Below are 15,228 nucleotides of genomic sequence, written 5' to 3' on the forward strand. Positions count from 1 at the left end.
GAGGGCGTCGCCGCAGCGGCGGGCGCCTCGGGCTGCGCGGGGGCGGCGGCCTCGACCGGGGCGGCCGGAGCGGCCTCCTCGACGACGGGCGCCGGCGTGGGCTCGGGGGTGGGCTCGGGAGCCTGCACCTCGGGCTCGGCGGCCTTCTTGGCCGGACCGGGCTTGCGCGGGGTCGGCTTCGGGGCGGCCTTCTCCTCGGCGGGAGCGGCGGGGGCGGCGGCCGCGAGGGTCGCGCCCACCTCCTTGCGGAAGCGCATCTCCGCGGGGAGCTCGACGGTCGAGCTCGCCGACTTCACGAACTCGCCCATCTCCTTGAACTTCTCGAGAACGAACTTGCTCTCGACGCCGAACTCTTTGGCGAGCTCGTGTACTCGGGTCTTAGCCACGTTTCTCCTTCTGGCCTCGACCCGCGTCATGCGGTGCTGCGAGACCTCTTAGTGGTGTTGCAAACTCATCGGGAGTTACTCATCGAGTGCTCATGAGCTGCTGCTCCAGTTTCTGGTCGGTTCGTCACTGTGGGTCTGCGCGTGAGGCGAGGTACTCCTCCACCGCGGCGGTGTACAGCACTCCCTCGTGCCGCAAGGCACGGGCGAACGCTCTGCGCCGCACGGCGAGCTCGTAGCACTCGACGGTGGGGTGCAGGTGCGCGCCCCGGCCGGGTGCGGTGGCGGTCGGATCGGGTACGACGGCCGGCTGGCCGTGCGCGTCCGAGCCGGCAGTCACCCGCAACAGCTCACGCTTGGCGGCCCGCTGGCGGCATCCCACGCACGTGCGGACAGGCTCTGTCGACATGAGGGGAGTGCTTCGGTGGACCACCATCGACAAGTCTAGCCAACTCCGGTCACATCACCGAACCGGGCGGGCTACGGTCGGGGCGTGGACCTCTCCACCTGGCACCCCCACTACCTCCCCGCCTGGTCCTCCCGGGCGGCCACCCGCGCCAGCCACCGGCTGGTCGACGGCGCGCTGGTGCTCGACATCCCGGTCGACCACCCACGGTGGTGCCCCGGCGACCACGAGCCGCCGCTGCGAGTCTCCGGGCTGCAGTCGGGCAGCTGGTCGGGCCCGGTGGGCAGCACCCTCGGCCAGCAGCGCTTCCGCGAGGGACAGACGGTGCAGGAGGAGCAGCCGCGCTTCGAGGGCTGGCTGCCCTCCGGCGGACGGGTGGCGATCCGGGCCTCCATGACGCTCTCGGCACGGTCCATGGCGGCGCTGTGGCTCAGCGGCCTCGAGGACGATCCCGACCAGCTGCGCTGCGGCGAGCTCTGCGTCTTCGAGGTCTTCGGCCACGCGGTCGAGGGTGGCGAGCACCCCTCGGCGGAGGTCGGGGTGGGCATCAAGGCCTTCCGCGACCCGGCTCTCACCCAGACCTTCGCGGCGCCCCGGCTGCCGATCGACGTCACCCGGCCCCACACCTACGCGGTGGACTGGGACGCCGACGAGGCGGTCTTCACCGTGGACGGCGAGGTCGTGCGCCGCTGCGCCGGCCCGCCGACGTACCCGATGCAGCTGATGCTGGCCGTCTTCGACTTCCCCGCGTGGTCGCGCGGCGACGACGACCACCTCGTGCCGGAGCTGGTGGTCGAGGACGTCGGGCCCACGGTCGGCGCCTGAGGGGCCACCGCCGGCGCGCGCGGCATGATCGGCGCATGTCCTCGCTGCAGTGTCCGACCACGCTCCTGCTCGTCCGCCACGGCGAGGCGGAGTACGAAGCCGACACCTGGGAGCGCGAGGGCGGGTCGCTGACGACGCTCGGCCGGCGCCAGGCCACGGAGCTCGGGGAGCGCCTGGCGGGGCGCCGCGTCGCCCACGTGTGGACCAGCACCCTGGCCCGCGCCGTGCAGACCGGTGAGATCGCGGCGGCCGCTTTGGGCGTCGCGGTCACGACCCGCGAGGGGCTCGTGGAGTTCGAGCCGGGCGACCTCGCCGGGACACCGCTGTCGGAGGACCCCTTCGCCGACACGTACGCCGCCTGGCTGGCCGGCGACCTGGAGCGGCGGGTCCCGGGGGGCGAGTCCGGCGCCGAGCTCGTCGCGCGGGTGCGTGGCGTGCTCGACGAGGTGGCCGACGCCCACCGCGGCGAGACCGTCCTCGTCGTCAGCCACGGCGGCGCGCTGCGGCTCGCCGTACCGCTGCTCGCCCGGATGGACTGCGACACCCACCGGATCGCCAACTGCGCGGTGATCGAGGTGGACGTCGACGACGACGGCCGGGTCTGCCGCGCGTGGGACCCCGCGCCGGAGGACTGACGCTCGGGGCGTCAGCGAGGCGCGGGGTCCTCCTCGTCACCGTGGATGTCGATCCGCCAGCCGGTCAGGCGCGCGGCGAGGCGGGCGTTCTGGCCCTCCTTGCCGATGGCGAGGGACAGCTGGAAGTCGGGGACGACGACGCGGGCGGAGCGCTCGGCGAGGTCGACGATCTCGACGGAGTTGACCCGCGCCGGGGACAGGGCGTTCGCGACCATCGCCGCCGGGTCGTCGGACCAGTCGACGATGTCGATCTTCTCGCCGTGCAGCTCCGACATCACGTTGCGCACGCGCTGGCCCATCGGACCGATGCAGGCGCCCTTCGGGTTGACGCCCTGGGCGTCGGTCGAGACCGCGATCTTGGTGCGGTGACCGGCCTCGCGGGCGATCGCCTTGATCTCCACGACGCCGCTGGCGATCTCGGGCACCTCGAGCGCGAAGAGCTTCTTCACCAGGTTGGGGTGCGAGCGGGACAGCGTGATCTGCGGGCCGCGCATGCCCTTGCGCACCGAGACGACCAGGCACTTGATGCGGGTGCCGTGCTGGTAGTCCTCGCCGGGCACGCGCTCGCCGACGGGCAGCAGCGCCTCGAGCTTGCCGAGGTCGACCATGACGTCGGCGGGGTTGCGGCCCTGCTGGATGACCCCCGAGATGATGTCGCCCTCCTTGCCGGAGAACTCGCCGAAGCGCACGTCGTCCTCGGCGTCGCGCAGCCGCTGCAGCATGATCTGCTTCGCGGTCGTGGCGGCGATGCGGCCGAAGCCGTCGGGGGTGTCCTCGAACTCCCCCACCACGGCGCCCTCGTCGTCGAGCTCGGCGGCCAGCACGGTCACGTGACCGGTCTTGCGGTCGAGGGTGACCCGCGCCTTCTCCTGCGCCCCGGGCGTCTTGTGGTACGCCGTGAGGAGTGCCTGCTCGATCGCCTCGACCAGCACGGAGAAGGAGATCTCCTTCTCTCGCTCCAGCATCCTCAGGATGCTCATGTCGATGTCCATCAGGCGTCCCCTTCCTCGTCCTCGTCGGTGATGTCGTCGACGTCGGCGACATCGGCGGTCTTCCTGCGGTTGAACTCGATCTGCACGAGCGCCTTCTCCACGTCGGCGTAGGCCACCTCGCGGTCCACACCCGACACCTCGACGGTCGCCCGGGTCTCGTCGGTGGAGCCGATGCGACCGGTGAAGTCGGTGCCGTCGGCGAGCGTGACCTTGACCAGCCGGTCGGCGTTGCGGCGCCAGTGGCGCGGCAGGGTCAGCGGCCGGTCGACCCCGCGCGAGGTCACCTCGAGCGTGTAGGGGTGCTCCCCCATCACGTCGGAGGCCTCGAGCACGGTGTCGATCAGGCGGGTGGCCTCGGCGACGTCGTCGAGGGTGACTCCCCCGTCCTTGTCGACGGCGACGCGCAGGACGCGTCGCTTGCCGGCGGGCGTGATCTCGACGGCCTCGACGTCGAGCGCGAGCTCGCGCAGGGGGTCGGCGATCTCCGCCTCGATACGGCCTTGGATCTCGGCCTGCTTGGCGCTCATGGTGCGCGACCTCCCTGTGCTGTTGTGGGTGCTGCTGGTGCCACGATAGCCGCTCGCGGCGAGGACCCGGACACCCCGGCGATAGGGTCGCCGGGTGCCCCACCGCCCCGCCGCCGCCACCCGCCGTACGGCGCTGGGCGTGGCGCTGGGCGGGCTCCTGGTCACCACCGCGTGCGACCTGGACGACCTCGACCCGCGCAGCGACCCGGCGCCCTCGGGCGCGCCCACGGCGCCGCCCGTCGACGCCGACACGGTCCTCGTGGCCGACGTGGTCGCCGCAATCGACGCCACCATCGCGGCACTGCCCGCCGCCCGCAGCCTGGGCGCCCTGCCGGCGCAGCTCACGGCGCTGCACCTCGCGCACCGCGCCGCGCTCAGCGACGAGCCCGCCCCCACGCCGGCGCCCACCGGCCGCAGGCTGGCGGCCGGTGCCGCGCAGGCGAGGGTGCGCCGGCTCGAACGGGCCCACCAGGCTCGCCTCGACGAGGCGTGCCTGGCGGCCGGCAGCGGGGCGCTGGCCGCCCTGCTGGCGTCGATGTCCGCGGCGGTGTCCCAGCGCCTGGCCTCGCTTCCCCGGGGTGCCGCATGACCGAGCTCACCGCGCTGCAGACGACGCTGGCCGCGGAGCACGCCTCGCTCTACGTCCTCGGGGTCCTCGGCGGGCAGACGTCGCAGTCGGCCAGCCCCACGCTGTTCGCCGCGATCACCGCCGCCTACGCCGAGCACCGGGGCCGCCGCGACCAGCTCGTGCGCTCGGTGACCGACCTGGGCGACACCCCGGTGGCGGCGGAGGTCGCCTACGACGTGCCGGCCGACCTGGGCACCCCGGGGGCCGTCGCCCGACGGGCGCTGCGGCTGGAGCGCGACTGCGCGGCGACGTACGCGTTCCTGGTGGCGAGCAGCACCGGTCAGCTCCGCACCTGGGCCCTCCGCGCGCTCCAGGCGAGCGCCGTGCGGGGGCTGGGGTTCGGCGGCACGCCCGAGGACTTCCCCGGGCGGTAGACGCCGAACGGTCCGCCCCCTCGGCGTCCGGGGAGCGCCCGAGATGCTCCCCGAACTACGAGGGTGCGGACCGTTGAGGCCTGGGACGAGGCCTTGAGGTGGGGTGTCGGAGGGGGCGACCACGAGATGGGTCAGGTAGACGCTCTCTCCGGGAAGATCATGCAACAGGCCCGGACGAGGCGGAACGGACCGCGAACACCACAAAGTTGCATTGCATGAACTTGCAAAATGCAGGGGTCAGGAGCGGTACGCCGTCCACATCTGCGACATCCGTGCGCTCTGCCCGGGGGTGAACTGGGTGTAGCAGCTGTCGTAGCTGTAGTCCATGTAGTTGTGGATGGGGTCCAGGCCCGGGCGCGAGCACGAGTCGCGGCCGGTGGGGCACCCGTTGGTGGCGCTCCCCTGGGCGGGGGTGTCGGCGACCTCGTCGTTCGTGGCCGTGCAGCCGCCCTGGAACGTGTGGTAGAGCCCGAGCCAGTGCCCCGCCTCGTGGGTGGCGGTCTCGCCGAGGTTGTAGTTGGCCGTGCTGCCACCCGGCAGCGAGGAGTACTGCACGCGGATGCCGTCGATGCCGGGGTTGCGGCTGTAGTCCCACGGGAAGGTCGCGACGCCGAGGTAGCTGAAGTCGACGAGCCAGATGTTGAGCGCGTTGGCGCCGCCCTTGCGGGTCTGCTTGCGGTACGTCGTGCTGGCGCCGTCGCGGTGCCAGGTGTCGTTGTAGAACCGGTCGGTCCCGGCCAGGGAGAACGTGAACCCCGTGTTGGCGGCTGCACCGGACTCCGCGCCGGCGTAGGTCCTGTTGAGCACCTGGATCTGCTGGGTGATCTGGCTGGCGGTGACGTCGCCGGCGCCGTTCCTCCCGGCCATGACGTGCATGTAGACCGGGATCGAGGCAGCCGCGGCGGCCGCCTTCGCCGACGTCGTGCCCTTCTTGGCCAGCAGCGCGCGGGTGCGGGCCGCGATGCGCTCCTGCTCCGCCGAGGAGACCTCGCGGGTGTCGGGACCGTGGCCGCCGCGGGCCGAGGCGCCGGAGTCGTGGTGGGCCTCCTGCTCCGCGCAGACGGGGCCGTGGTCGAGCGCGGGGGTCAGCGCGCTCGCGCCGACGGAGGTGATGCTGAGGGTGGCGACGCTGATGGTGCTCAGGGCCAGGAGCCGGATTCCGAGACGCATGGGGGGTGGTCCGTTTCGTCGGGCCGCCCGGCCGAGTCCGGGTGGCTACGCCGCCGACTCTGCGCCCGCGCGGCCGACCACGCCAGATCCCGCGGGTTGCGCAAACGCGCACTGCAGGAACTTGCAGAACTCATCCTGGCTGGGTAGACGTCAGCGCCACGCGGCGACGATGTCGGCCACGTCGGCCAGGTCGTGCGCCACCGCGTCGGGGTCCCCCTCGGTGTGACCGACCTGCTCGGGCGGGATGGCGCTGTGCGGGACGTGGACGGCCCGGAGGCCGGCGTTCTGGGCGCCCCAGATGTCGTCGAAGAGCCGGTCGCCGACGTAGACGCAGCGTGCGGGGTCGGTGGCGCCGACGGCGTCCATCGCCGCGCGGAAGGCGTGCGGCGACGGCTTGGTCCACGGGATCTCGCTGGAGTAGACGTCGCCGTCGAGGAGGTGGGCGACGCCGTCGCGCTCGAAGATCCGCTCGTGGAAGGCGCGCGGCCAGATGGTGTTGGAGAGCACCCCGACGCGCACGCCGTCGGCGCGCAGCGACTCCCACAGGGGCGCCACCGCGGGGTCGGTGAGGGTGTGCGGCTCCCAGAACTCGTAGTAGTGCCGCAGCAGCTCGGGATCGTGCTCGAGACCCGCCTCGGTGAACAGGTCGGCGACCGTCGAGCTCTGCTGGTGGTCGCGCGAGCGCCCCCAGATCGTGGCACCCGCCTCGTGCAGCCGGGCGCGCGACGCCTCCACGTCGTCGTGACCGACCACCGCCTGGGCGAGGGCCAGCGACTCCGCGTGGAAGTCGATGTCGTGCCACCGCGTCAGCGTGCCTCCCCAGTCGAAGATGACGGCGTCGACTCCCGGGGCTCCTGGCATGGCGGCATGCTAGCCAGCGGCGCCGACAGCGCGCCGACACCGTAGGTTCGGGGCGTGGCCGGGATCGGGGAGCTCGCGGAGGGACCCCTCCACGCGGCGCTCAAGCAGTGGCTGGCGCGCCCCGGCGACTCCTTCGAGGTCAAGGTCGACCGCTGGGTCGTCGACCTGGTGCGCGCCGACGGCGAGCTGGTCGAGGTGCAGACCGGCGGCTTCGGCCCGCTCGGCCCCAAGCTCGACGGTCTGCTCGACCAGCACCGGATGCGGATCGTGCACCCGGTGCCCGCCGTACGCCGGATCGTGCGGGTCGACGCCGACGGCGTGATCCTCTCCGAGCGCCGCTCCCCCAAGCGGGCTGGCGTGCTCGAGGTCTTCGACCGGCTCGTGGCGTTCCCGTCGCTGATCGGGCACCCGCACCTGGTCGTCGAGGTGCTCCTGTGCCGCGAGGACCACGTCCGCGCGCCGACGCCCACCCGCAGCCGCTCCGGACGGCGTACGCGCGACCCCGGGGTGCGCCACCTCGCCGAGGTCGTCGGCCGCCACGAGCTGCGCCGACCCGAGGACGCCCTCGACCTGCTCGGCGCCGACCTCCCGACCGAGCCCTTCACCACCGCCGAGCTCGCGACCCTCCTCGGCGTCCCTGCCGGCCTCGCCCAGCGCGTCGCCTACTGCCTGCGCCTCATGGAGCTCCTCGAGCCCGCCGGCCGCCGCGGCCCCGCCCCCCTGCACCAGGCCGTCGGTGGGTGACTGCCCGCCGGTGGTCGAGCAGCGAGGAGCGCCAGCGACGAGCGCCCGTCGAGACCCGGTGAGCCGAACGCCGAGCTGACCCCACGGTGGTTGAGGTGCGAGCGCAGCGAGCCTCGAAACCACCCCCACCGGTGGTCGAGCAGTGAGGAGCGCCAGCGACGAGCGCCCGTCGAGACCCGGAGAGCCGAGCGCTGAGCTGACCCCACGGTGGTTGAGGTGCGAGCGCAGCGAGCCTCGAAACCACCCCGTGTGCGGGGCTGGTGTTGGCCCGCGCGCTAGCAGCCCGGGTCTCGGCGTCAAGGAGCTTCGCCCGCTTCGCGGCGGCTTCGCCGTCCTTGACTCCGAGCCTCTCCCGGGCTGCTTTGGCGGCGCTCGGGCGGCGGCGGCTTCGCCGCGCCGCCCGCTAACAGCGCGGGCCCCGCCGATCGGTCACCAGCGTCGGCAGTTCGAGCTCAGGCCGTGCCTCTTCACGCTCGGCCGGGCACGGGCAGGGACCAACTGCCGACGCTGAGTGTCGGTTGTCGCACCACCAGTCACACCAGCCCCAACAAGGGTGCCGCGCATTGCGCGGGCGGCGCGGCGAAGCCGTGTCCGCCCCGTGCGCCGTCAAGCCGGTCGAGAGAGGCTCCGGGTCAAGGACGCCCGAAGGGTGCCGCGAAACGGGCGCCGAAGGCGATCCTTGAGGCGGAGACGCGACCGGCTAAGCGCGCGGCACCCCAGTCCGGCCCCGAGGAGACAACCAGAGGTGCAGGGGTCTCGACGGACGCTCGTCGCTGACGCTCCTCGCTGCTCGACCACCGGTGGAGTGCGGCGATGTGGTTTCGAGGCTCGCTGGCGCTCGCACCTCAACCACCGCAGGCGGCCTCAGGCGCGGACGAGGGCCACCAGGTGGTCGACGACGCGCTCGGCGGGGACTTCGACGCGCTCGCCGGTGGCGCGGTCGCGGACCTCGACGATGCCGGTCTCGGCGAGGCTCTTGCCGACGACGACGATGGTCGGGACGCCGATGAGCTCGGCGTCCTTGAACTTCACGCCGGGGCTGATCTTGCCGGCGCGGTCGTCGTAGAGGACCTGGACGCCGGCGGCGTCGAGCTCGTGGGCGATGCGGTCGGCGGCGGCGAAGACGTCGGCGTCCTTGCCGGCGGCCACGAGGTGGACGTCGGCGGGTGCGACGTTGCGGGGCCAGCACAGGCCGACGTCGTCGAGGGTGCCCTCGGCGATCGCGGCGACCGCGCGGGAGGGTCCGATGCCGTAGGAGCCCATCGTGACCGTGACGAGCTTGCCGTTCTCGTCGAGGACCTGCAGGTCCAGCGCGTCGGCGTACTTGCGACCGAGCTGGAAGATGTGGCCCATCTCGATGCCGCGGGCCGACTCGAGCGTGCCCTCGTCGCAGTTGGGGCAGGGGTCGCCGTCGCGTACGTCGGCGGCCTCGATCGTGCCGTCGGGGGTGAAGTCGCGACCGGCCACGAGGTCCAGGACATGGCTGCCCTCGACGTCGGCGCCGGTGACCCAGCGGGTGCCCTCGACGACGCGGGGGTCGACGAGGTAGCGGATCTCCGAGGCGCTCTTCTCCCCCAGGACGCCGGGGCCGATGTAGCCGCGGACCAGCGCGGGGTGCTTGCGGAGCTCGGCCTCGTCCATGGGCTCGACCTCGATCGGCTCGAGCTGGCCCTCGAGCCGCTTCTGGTCGACCTCGCGGTCTCCGGGCAGGCCGATGGCGAGGGGCTCGCGGGTGCCGTCGGGGTGCTTGAGCACCACGAGGACGTTCTTGAGGGTGTCGCCGGCGTGCCAGGGGCGGTCGTCGCGGGGGAACGTCGCGTTGAGGTGGTCGACCAGGGTCTGGATGGTGGGGGTCGCGGGCGTCTGCTCCGCGTGGGCCTCGGGAGCGTCGTCGTAGGGCACGGGTGCGGGAGGACGCACGCTGACGGCCTCGACGTTGGCGGCGTAGTCGCAGTGCGTGCAGCGGACGTAGGTGTCCTCGCCGACGGCGGCGCGGGCGAGGAACTCCTCGGACTTCGAGCCGCCCATCGCGCCGGCGGTCGCCTTGACGATGACGTACTCGAACCCGAGCCGGTCGAAGATCCGGATGTAGGCGTCGCGGTGGCGCTGATAGCTCGCCTCGAGGCCGGCGTCGTCGACGTCGAAGGAGTAGGAGTCCTTCATGATGAACTCGCGGCCGCGCAGCAGACCCGCGCGGGGTCGGGCCTCGTCGCGGTACTTGGTCTGGATCTGGTAGATCGACAGGGGCAGGTCCTTGTAGGACCGGTACATGTCCTTGACCACGAGGGTGAACATCTCCTCGTGCGTGGGGCCCAGGAGGTAGTCGTTGCCCTTGCGGTCCTGCAGCCGGAAGATGCCGTCGCCGTAGTCGGTCCAGCGGCCGGTCGCCTCGTAGGGCTCCTTGGGCAGCAGGGCGGGGAACGACAGCTCCTGGGCGCCGATCCCGTCCATCTCCTCGCGGATGATCGCCTCGATCTTGCGCAGCACGCGCAGGCCCAGGGGCAGCCAGGTGTAGATGCCGGGCGCGGCGCGCCGGATGTAGCCGGCGCGCACCAGCAGCCGGTGGCTCGGGACCTCGGCGTCCACGGGATCCTCACGCAGGGTCCGCACGAACAGGCTCGACATCCTCAGCATCATGCGGTCAGGCTACTTCCGGCCCGACCGGCGCCGCGAACCAGTTCCCCAACCCGTCACCGCGACCGGGCAACCTCAGGGGGGTCCGGGGCGTCTATGAGGTGTCACCGGGACGAGCCCGGTGCGTGGTCCCGGGAGCAGCGATGAAGAAGACCGTGAGCGTGCTGGTGGCGATGGCGGCCGGCGTGGCTGGAGTACTGGCGAGCGGAGCGCCCGCCCAGGCGGTGGACCGGCAGGTGCTCCGACCGGCGGACCTGCCGCGCGGCGCCGACGTGCGCCTGCCCCACCTCGAGGGACGCACCGTCGTCGACGGCGACGTGCGCGTGCGGGTGCGCGGCGGCGATCGGGTGGTGCTGCTGGGCCGCTCCGGCGCCGGGTACGCCGTGGGCGTGACCGCGCGCGACGACGGCCGCGGCTCGGTCCGGGTCGTCCGGCCCGGCGCGCCGGCCCGCGTCGTCCTCAAGGGCGTCCAGGTCTTCGAGATGCTGCTCTCCGCCGACGGCAAGCACCTGACGCGGGCCGCCGGCAGCACGGCGGAGAAGACCACGGTGACGGTCCACCGCACCAGCGACGGCGCGCTCGTGCGGCAGCGCACGTTCCCCGGCTCCGCCCAGATCCTCGACGTCGGCAACGACCGGATGGTCATCGGCTCGTGGACGCCCAACCGGACCCTGTCGTGGAACTTCGCCACGGGCACCGCCACGACGCTGGTCAAGCGCACCGGCTACGCCGCCAGCATCGAGGCCGACCGCCTGGCGACGTTCTCCCGCGACCCCTACGACGGCGGCTGCTCGATCGTGGGTCGGCTCGCGGCCCCGCAGACCCGACTGGGCCGCTCCTGCGACGAGCGGGTCACGGCGTTCTCCCCCCGCGGCGGGCGGATGGCGACCGTGGGCATCCTCAGCGACGGGCTCGGCCCCACGGAGGTGCGCCTGCGCCGGTCCAACGGACGGCTCGTCGCCCGCTACGCCGCGCGCTTCTTCGGCGCGGTCGTGTTCGAGAGCGAGCGCGCCCTGCTGCTCGACACCAACGGCACGAAGAAGGCCGCGGTCGTGCGCTGCACCGCCACCCGCTGCGTGCGGGCCTCGGCGCTGCGGCGGACCCAGACCTACTGAGTGCCTACTGGGCGCCTACGGGGCGTTCAGCCCTTGGTGGCGGCGTACGCCGCCTTGAGCATCGGCCACTGCAGGGGCAGCCGGCCGAACGCCGCCACCTTGATGCCCGTCCGCCGGCTGCGGGTGGAGTCCATCGCCATCTTCACGTTGCCCGGGTAGACGCCGAGCAGCAGCGCGATGCTCCCCCAGCCGGCGACGCGGCGGGTGGCCGGCATCAGCAGGCCGGCGGCTAGGGCGAGCTCGGCCGCGCCACTGCCGAGGATGACCTCGCGGTGCCGGGGCACCCAGCGCGGCATGAGGGGCTCGTAGACCTCGGGCCTGGCCAGGTGGACCGCGCCGCTCACGGCGAAGATGGCGGCCAGGGCACGGGTGCTGGGCGTGAGGCTCATCCGGCGATCGTAGGAGCGGCGTGGGCATAACGCCGCGCGGGGCCCGGCCCCCGGCATACCCTTCGCCGACCCTTCCCGGCTGAGGAGCCTTCGATGACCGGCTACGAGCCACCCGCGCAGCACCCCTACCCGTACGCCGGCGCGCCGCTGAAGTCCGACACCTCAGGATGGGCCGTCGCGGCGTTCTGTGCGGCCCTGCTCTACGCCGTGTGCGAGGTCACGGCGCTGCTCGCCTCGGTGCCGCTGGCGCGGGAGGTCCAGGTCTCGGGGACGCTCGACACCGTCTCGCCGATGGTGCTCCTGCTCAACGGCGGCGCCAGCCTCCTCGGCCTGGTGGCCGTCGTCGCGGCCTGGGTGCTGACGTGCGTGTGGCTGATGAAGGCGCGCGACAACGCCTTCCTGCTGAGCCCCGGCATCCGTCAGCGTCGCGGGACCGCCTGGCTCTGGCTCGGCTGGGTGGTGCCGTTCGCCAACTTCGTCGTGCCCTTCCACGTCGTGTCCGACGTCCTGCGCGGCTCCGAGCAGCGCAGCCGCGGCAACACCAGCGGGACGGCCCTCGTGGGCTGGTGGTGGGCCTGCTGGCTCGCCATCCTGATCGGCGGCCGGATCCACTCCCGGATGCTCGACGGGGTGGGGACCGCCGAGGGGTCCTCGGCCGACGCGGTGCGCAACGTCGCCGCCGTGCTCGTGCTGCTCACGGTGGCCGGCATCGTCCTGTGGGGACTGCTGGTACGCCGGGTGGTGGACAGCCAGGCCCGCGCCGAGGTGCCGGCGACGCGCTAGAACATCACCGTCGAGAAGCGCGCGCTCTCGCGGAAGCCGACCGTCTCGTAGGCGCGCCGGGCCGGGGTGTTCCACTCGTTGACGTAGAGCGAGACCGTCGGCGCGATCTCGTGCTGCACGAAGTCGACCACCGCCGCCATCCCGGCCACGGCGAGGCCCTCGCCGCGACGGTCGGGGGCCACCCACACGCCCTGGACCTGAGCGGCGTCCTCGGTGGCGCAGGCGACCTCGGCCTTGAACACGACCCGCCCCTCGTCGAACCGCGCGAACGACCAGCCGCGGCTGGTGAGCTGGGTGACCCGGGCGCGGTAGAGGTCGGCGCCGCCTCCGGCCTCCGGGGAGACCCCGACCTCCTCGGTGTACATCGCCACGCAGGCGGGGTACAGCGCCGCCATGTCCTGCCGCGTCGTACGGCGCACGCGGTGGTCGGCCGTGACGTGCGGCGGCTCGTCGAGCACGAGGTGCGGCTGTTGCCAGCGGCACTCGCGGGGCTTGCCCCAGGACTCGGCGACGTGGGTCCAGAACGACTCGACGGCCTCCTGCGGCCCGACGATCGTCGAGACGCTGCGGCTGCGGGTCAGGGCGCGCTCGGCGAACGCCCGGGCGTCGTCGGCGGAGGCCTGGATCGGGACCAGGTTGGCGCCGACGTGGCAGGCCGCGACCAGCTCGCCGTTGTCGAACCTGCCCCACACCTCACCGCCGAGCCAGCGCGGCTCGAGGCTGGTGGTGCGGGCGCGGTAGAGCGCGAAGACGTTGACCACCGGGTCCTGGCCGGCCAGCGCGAGGAACGCCTCGAGGTCGGCGGACCCCAGGGGACGTACGCCGTGGCGCGTGATGGTCGGCACGTGTGAAGCCTAGGCCGCGGCAGCGGTGAGGGGTACCGGTGTCCTGCGACGACTAGGAGACGGTCACCGAGGCCTCGGCCCCGTCGACGGACTCCATGCCCTCGGCGATGCGCATGGCCTCCTCGATGAGGGTCTCGACGATCTGCGACTCCGGGACGGTCTTGATGACCTCGCCCTTGACGAAGATCTGGCCCTTGCCGTTGCCCGACGCGACGCCGAGGTCGGCCTCACGGGCCTCGCCCGGTCCGTTGACGACGCAGCCCATGACCGCCACGCGCAGCGGCACCTCCATGCCCTCGAGGCCGGCGGTGACCTGCTCGGCCAGCGTGTAGACGTCGACCTGGGCGCGTCCGCAGCTGGGGCAGCTGACGATCTCGAGCTTGCGGGGCCGCAGGTTGAGCGACTGCAGGATCTGGATGCCCACCTTGACCTCCTCCACGGGAGGCGCGGACAGCGAGACCCGGATGGTGTCGCCGATGCCCTGGCTCAGCAGCGCACCGAAGGCGGTCGCCGACTTGATCGTGCCCTGGAACGCCGGCCCGGCCTCGGTCACCCCGAGGTGCAGCGGCCAGTCACCCTCGGCCGCGAGCAGCTCGTAGGCGCGCACCATGACGACGGGGTCGTTGTGCTTGACCGAGATCTTGAAGTCGCGGAAGCCGTGCTCCTCGAAGAGGCCGGCCTCCCACTTGGCCGACTCGACCAGGGCCTCGGGGGTCGCCTTGCCGTACTTCTCCAGCAGCCGCGGGTCCAGCGAGCCGGCGTTGACGCCGATGCGGATCGAGGTGCCCCGGTCCTGCGCGGCGCGGGCGATCTCCTTGACCTGGTCGTCGAACTTGCGGATGTTGCCGGGGTTGACCCGCACGGCCGCGCAGCCGGCGTCGATGGCCGCGAACACGTACTTCGGCTGGAAGTGGATGTCGGCGATGACCGGGATCTGGGAGTGCGTCGCGATCTCGGCCAGCGCGTCGGCGTCGTCCTGGCTCGGGCACGCGATGCGCACGATGTCGCACCCGGTCGCGGTCAGCTCGGCGATCTGCTGCAGGGTCGCGTTGACGTCGGAGGTCAGCGTCGTCGTCATCGACTGCACCGACACCGGGTGGTCGCTCCCGACCCCCACCTTGCCCACCTGGATCTGGCGGGTCTTGCGGCGCGGAGCGAGCACGGGAGGCGGAGCCTCCGGCATGCCGAGGCTGATGGCGGTCATGTTCCCAGGTTACTGGCCGGTGCGTCGGAACCCTCAGTCGCTGCGTGTGACCTCTCCCCCGGTGACCCGGTGGTTGCGGCGCGAGCGCCGGCGAGCCTCGGCCACGGTGCCGCACGCAACCGGTAGTCGAGCAGCGAGGAGCGCCAGCGACGAGCGGCCGTCGAGACCCGGTGAGCCAGGCGCCGACCTTCGGTGGTTGAGGTGCGAGCGCCAGCGAGCCTCGAAACCACCCGCCGCACCCACCGGTGGTCGAGCAGCGAGCGCAGCGAGCGGCCGTCGAGACCCCCGCACCTCTGGCTGTCTCCTCGGGGCCGGACTGGGGTGCCGCGCGCTTAGCCGGTCGCGTCTCCACCGGCTTGACGGCGCACGGGGCGACACGGGCTCCGCCCGCGCCGCCCGCGCAAAGCGCGGCACCCCTCCTCATGAGGCTGGTGTGACTGGTGGTGCGACGACCGACAGTCAGCGTCGGCAGTTGGTCACCCCAGCAGGCCGGCCGAGCGTGGAGAGCTCGGCGTCAGGCGCGAACTGCCGACATAGGTGACCAATAGGCAGGGCCCGCGCTGTTAGCGGGCGGCGCGGCGAAGCCGCCGCCGCCCGTGCGCCGCCACAGCAGCCCGGGAGAGGCTCGGAGTCAAGGACGCCCGAAGGGCGCCGCGAAGCGGGCGAAGCTCCTTGACGCCGAGACCCGGGCTGCTAGCGCGCGGGCCAACACC

17 protein-coding genes are annotated in these 15,228 nt (G+C 72.9%); 7 read left to right on the forward strand and 10 right to left on the reverse strand.

Features of this window, described 5'->3' with window-relative positions; translation table 11 throughout:
- Nucleotides 1–386: translation initiation factor IF-2 N-terminal domain-containing protein (locus tag IRQ30_RS06705; RefSeq protein WP_193612198.1), on the reverse strand; the 386-nt coding region annotated here is incomplete at its 3' end.
- Nucleotides 387–510: 124 nt separating this feature from the next.
- Nucleotides 511–819, reverse strand: coding sequence for a YlxR family protein (locus IRQ30_RS06710; protein WP_338089596.1), 309 nt, complete (start codon nucleotides 817–819; stop codon nucleotides 511–513).
- A 57-nt stretch (nucleotides 820–876) separates the two neighbouring features.
- Here IRQ30_RS06710 and IRQ30_RS24140 point away from each other — a divergent pair, with 57 nt between their 5' ends.
- Both IRQ30_RS24140 and IRQ30_RS06720 read left to right on the forward strand, forming a co-directional pair.
- Complete coding sequence (locus IRQ30_RS24140; protein ID WP_193612200.1) at nucleotides 877–1,614, forward strand: family 16 glycosylhydrolase; 738 nt, start codon at nucleotides 877–879, stop codon at nucleotides 1,612–1,614.
- A 35-nt stretch (nucleotides 1,615–1,649) separates the two neighbouring features.
- A complete protein-coding gene (locus tag IRQ30_RS06720; protein WP_193612201.1) occupies nucleotides 1,650–2,249 on the forward strand; it encodes a histidine phosphatase family protein in 600 nt (199 codons plus the stop codon).
- Between the two features lie 11 nt (nucleotides 2,250–2,260).
- Here IRQ30_RS06720 and nusA read toward each other — a convergent pair whose 3' ends face one another.
- On the reverse strand, nucleotides 2,261–3,241 hold the full coding sequence (gene nusA / locus IRQ30_RS06725) for a transcription termination factor NusA (RefSeq protein ID WP_193609383.1): 981 nt from the start codon (nucleotides 3,239–3,241) through the stop codon (nucleotides 2,261–2,263).
- Complete coding sequence (gene rimP, locus IRQ30_RS06730; protein ID WP_193612202.1) at nucleotides 3,241–3,768, reverse strand: ribosome maturation factor RimP; 528 nt, start codon at nucleotides 3,766–3,768, stop codon at nucleotides 3,241–3,243. Before rimP ends, nusA begins: the two co-directional genes overlap by 1 nt.
- Nucleotides 3,769–3,862: 94 nt before the next feature.
- Between rimP and IRQ30_RS06735 the strand changes: the two genes are divergently transcribed.
- On the forward strand, nucleotides 3,863–4,357 hold the full coding sequence (locus IRQ30_RS06735) for a hypothetical protein (protein WP_193612203.1): 495 nt from the start codon (nucleotides 3,863–3,865) through the stop codon (nucleotides 4,355–4,357).
- On the forward strand, nucleotides 4,354–4,770 hold the full coding sequence (locus IRQ30_RS06740) for a ferritin-like domain-containing protein (RefSeq protein WP_193612204.1): 417 nt from the start codon (nucleotides 4,354–4,356) through the stop codon (nucleotides 4,768–4,770). Before IRQ30_RS06735 ends, IRQ30_RS06740 begins: the two co-directional genes overlap by 4 nt.
- 237 nt (nucleotides 4,771–5,007) lie before the next feature.
- Here IRQ30_RS06740 and IRQ30_RS06745 read toward each other — a convergent pair whose 3' ends face one another.
- The gene (locus IRQ30_RS06745) at nucleotides 5,008–5,940 is read right to left on the reverse strand and encodes a zinc metalloprotease (protein WP_193612205.1); all 933 of its coding nucleotides are present in this window, start codon (nucleotides 5,938–5,940) and stop codon (nucleotides 5,008–5,010) included.
- 150 nt (nucleotides 5,941–6,090) lie between these two features.
- Nucleotides 6,091–6,801 (reverse strand): HAD family hydrolase, encoded by a 711-nt coding sequence (locus IRQ30_RS06750; RefSeq protein WP_193612206.1) that lies wholly within the window; start codon nucleotides 6,799–6,801, stop codon nucleotides 6,091–6,093.
- Nucleotides 6,802–6,855: 54 nt separating this feature from the next.
- Here IRQ30_RS06750 and IRQ30_RS06755 point away from each other — a divergent pair, with 54 nt between their 5' ends.
- Nucleotides 6,856–7,545: a DUF8091 domain-containing protein gene (locus tag IRQ30_RS06755; protein WP_193612207.1), complete on the forward strand. Its 690-nt coding sequence runs from the start codon at nucleotides 6,856–6,858 to the stop codon at nucleotides 7,543–7,545.
- A gap of 864 nt (nucleotides 7,546–8,409) precedes the next feature.
- Here IRQ30_RS06755 and IRQ30_RS06760 read toward each other — a convergent pair.
- The gene (locus IRQ30_RS06760; protein ID WP_193612208.1) at nucleotides 8,410–10,182 is read right to left on the reverse strand and encodes a proline--tRNA ligase; all 1,773 of its coding nucleotides are present in this window, start codon (nucleotides 10,180–10,182) and stop codon (nucleotides 8,410–8,412) included.
- A 140-nt stretch (nucleotides 10,183–10,322) separates the two neighbouring features.
- On the opposite strand from IRQ30_RS06760, the gene IRQ30_RS06765 reads away from it, so the two are divergent.
- Complete coding sequence (locus IRQ30_RS06765; protein WP_193612209.1) at nucleotides 10,323–11,294, forward strand: hypothetical protein; 972 nt, start codon at nucleotides 10,323–10,325, stop codon at nucleotides 11,292–11,294.
- A gap of 26 nt (nucleotides 11,295–11,320) precedes the next feature.
- Here IRQ30_RS06765 and IRQ30_RS06770 read toward each other — a convergent pair whose 3' ends face one another.
- Nucleotides 11,321–11,683 carry a DoxX family protein gene (locus tag IRQ30_RS06770; protein ID WP_193612210.1) on the reverse strand — a complete coding sequence of 121 codons (363 nt, stop codon included), beginning with the start codon at nucleotides 11,681–11,683 and terminating at the stop codon, nucleotides 11,321–11,323.
- Between the two features lie 93 nt (nucleotides 11,684–11,776).
- Between IRQ30_RS06770 and IRQ30_RS06775 the strand changes: the two genes are divergently transcribed.
- The gene (locus IRQ30_RS06775; RefSeq protein ID WP_193612211.1) at nucleotides 11,777–12,466 is read left to right on the forward strand and encodes a DUF4328 domain-containing protein; all 690 of its coding nucleotides are present in this window, start codon (nucleotides 11,777–11,779) and stop codon (nucleotides 12,464–12,466) included.
- On the opposite strand, the gene IRQ30_RS06780 is transcribed toward IRQ30_RS06775, so the two are convergent.
- Entirely contained in the window at nucleotides 12,463–13,311 is an 849-nt protein-coding gene (locus tag IRQ30_RS06780; protein ID WP_338087835.1) for a GNAT family N-acetyltransferase, read from the reverse strand. The genes IRQ30_RS06775 and IRQ30_RS06780 overlap by 4 nt on opposite strands.
- Nucleotides 13,312–13,363: 52 nt before the next feature.
- Complete coding sequence (ispG, locus tag IRQ30_RS06785) at nucleotides 13,364–14,515, reverse strand: flavodoxin-dependent (E)-4-hydroxy-3-methylbut-2-enyl-diphosphate synthase (protein WP_193608389.1); 1,152 nt, start codon at nucleotides 14,513–14,515, stop codon at nucleotides 13,364–13,366.
- Between the last annotated feature and the right edge of the window lie 713 nt (nucleotides 14,516–15,228).

Origin of the sequence: Nocardioides lijunqiniae (assembly GCF_015024225.1) — a bacterium.
GTDB lineage: Bacteria > Actinomycetota > Actinomycetes > Propionibacteriales > Nocardioidaceae > Nocardioides > Nocardioides lijunqiniae.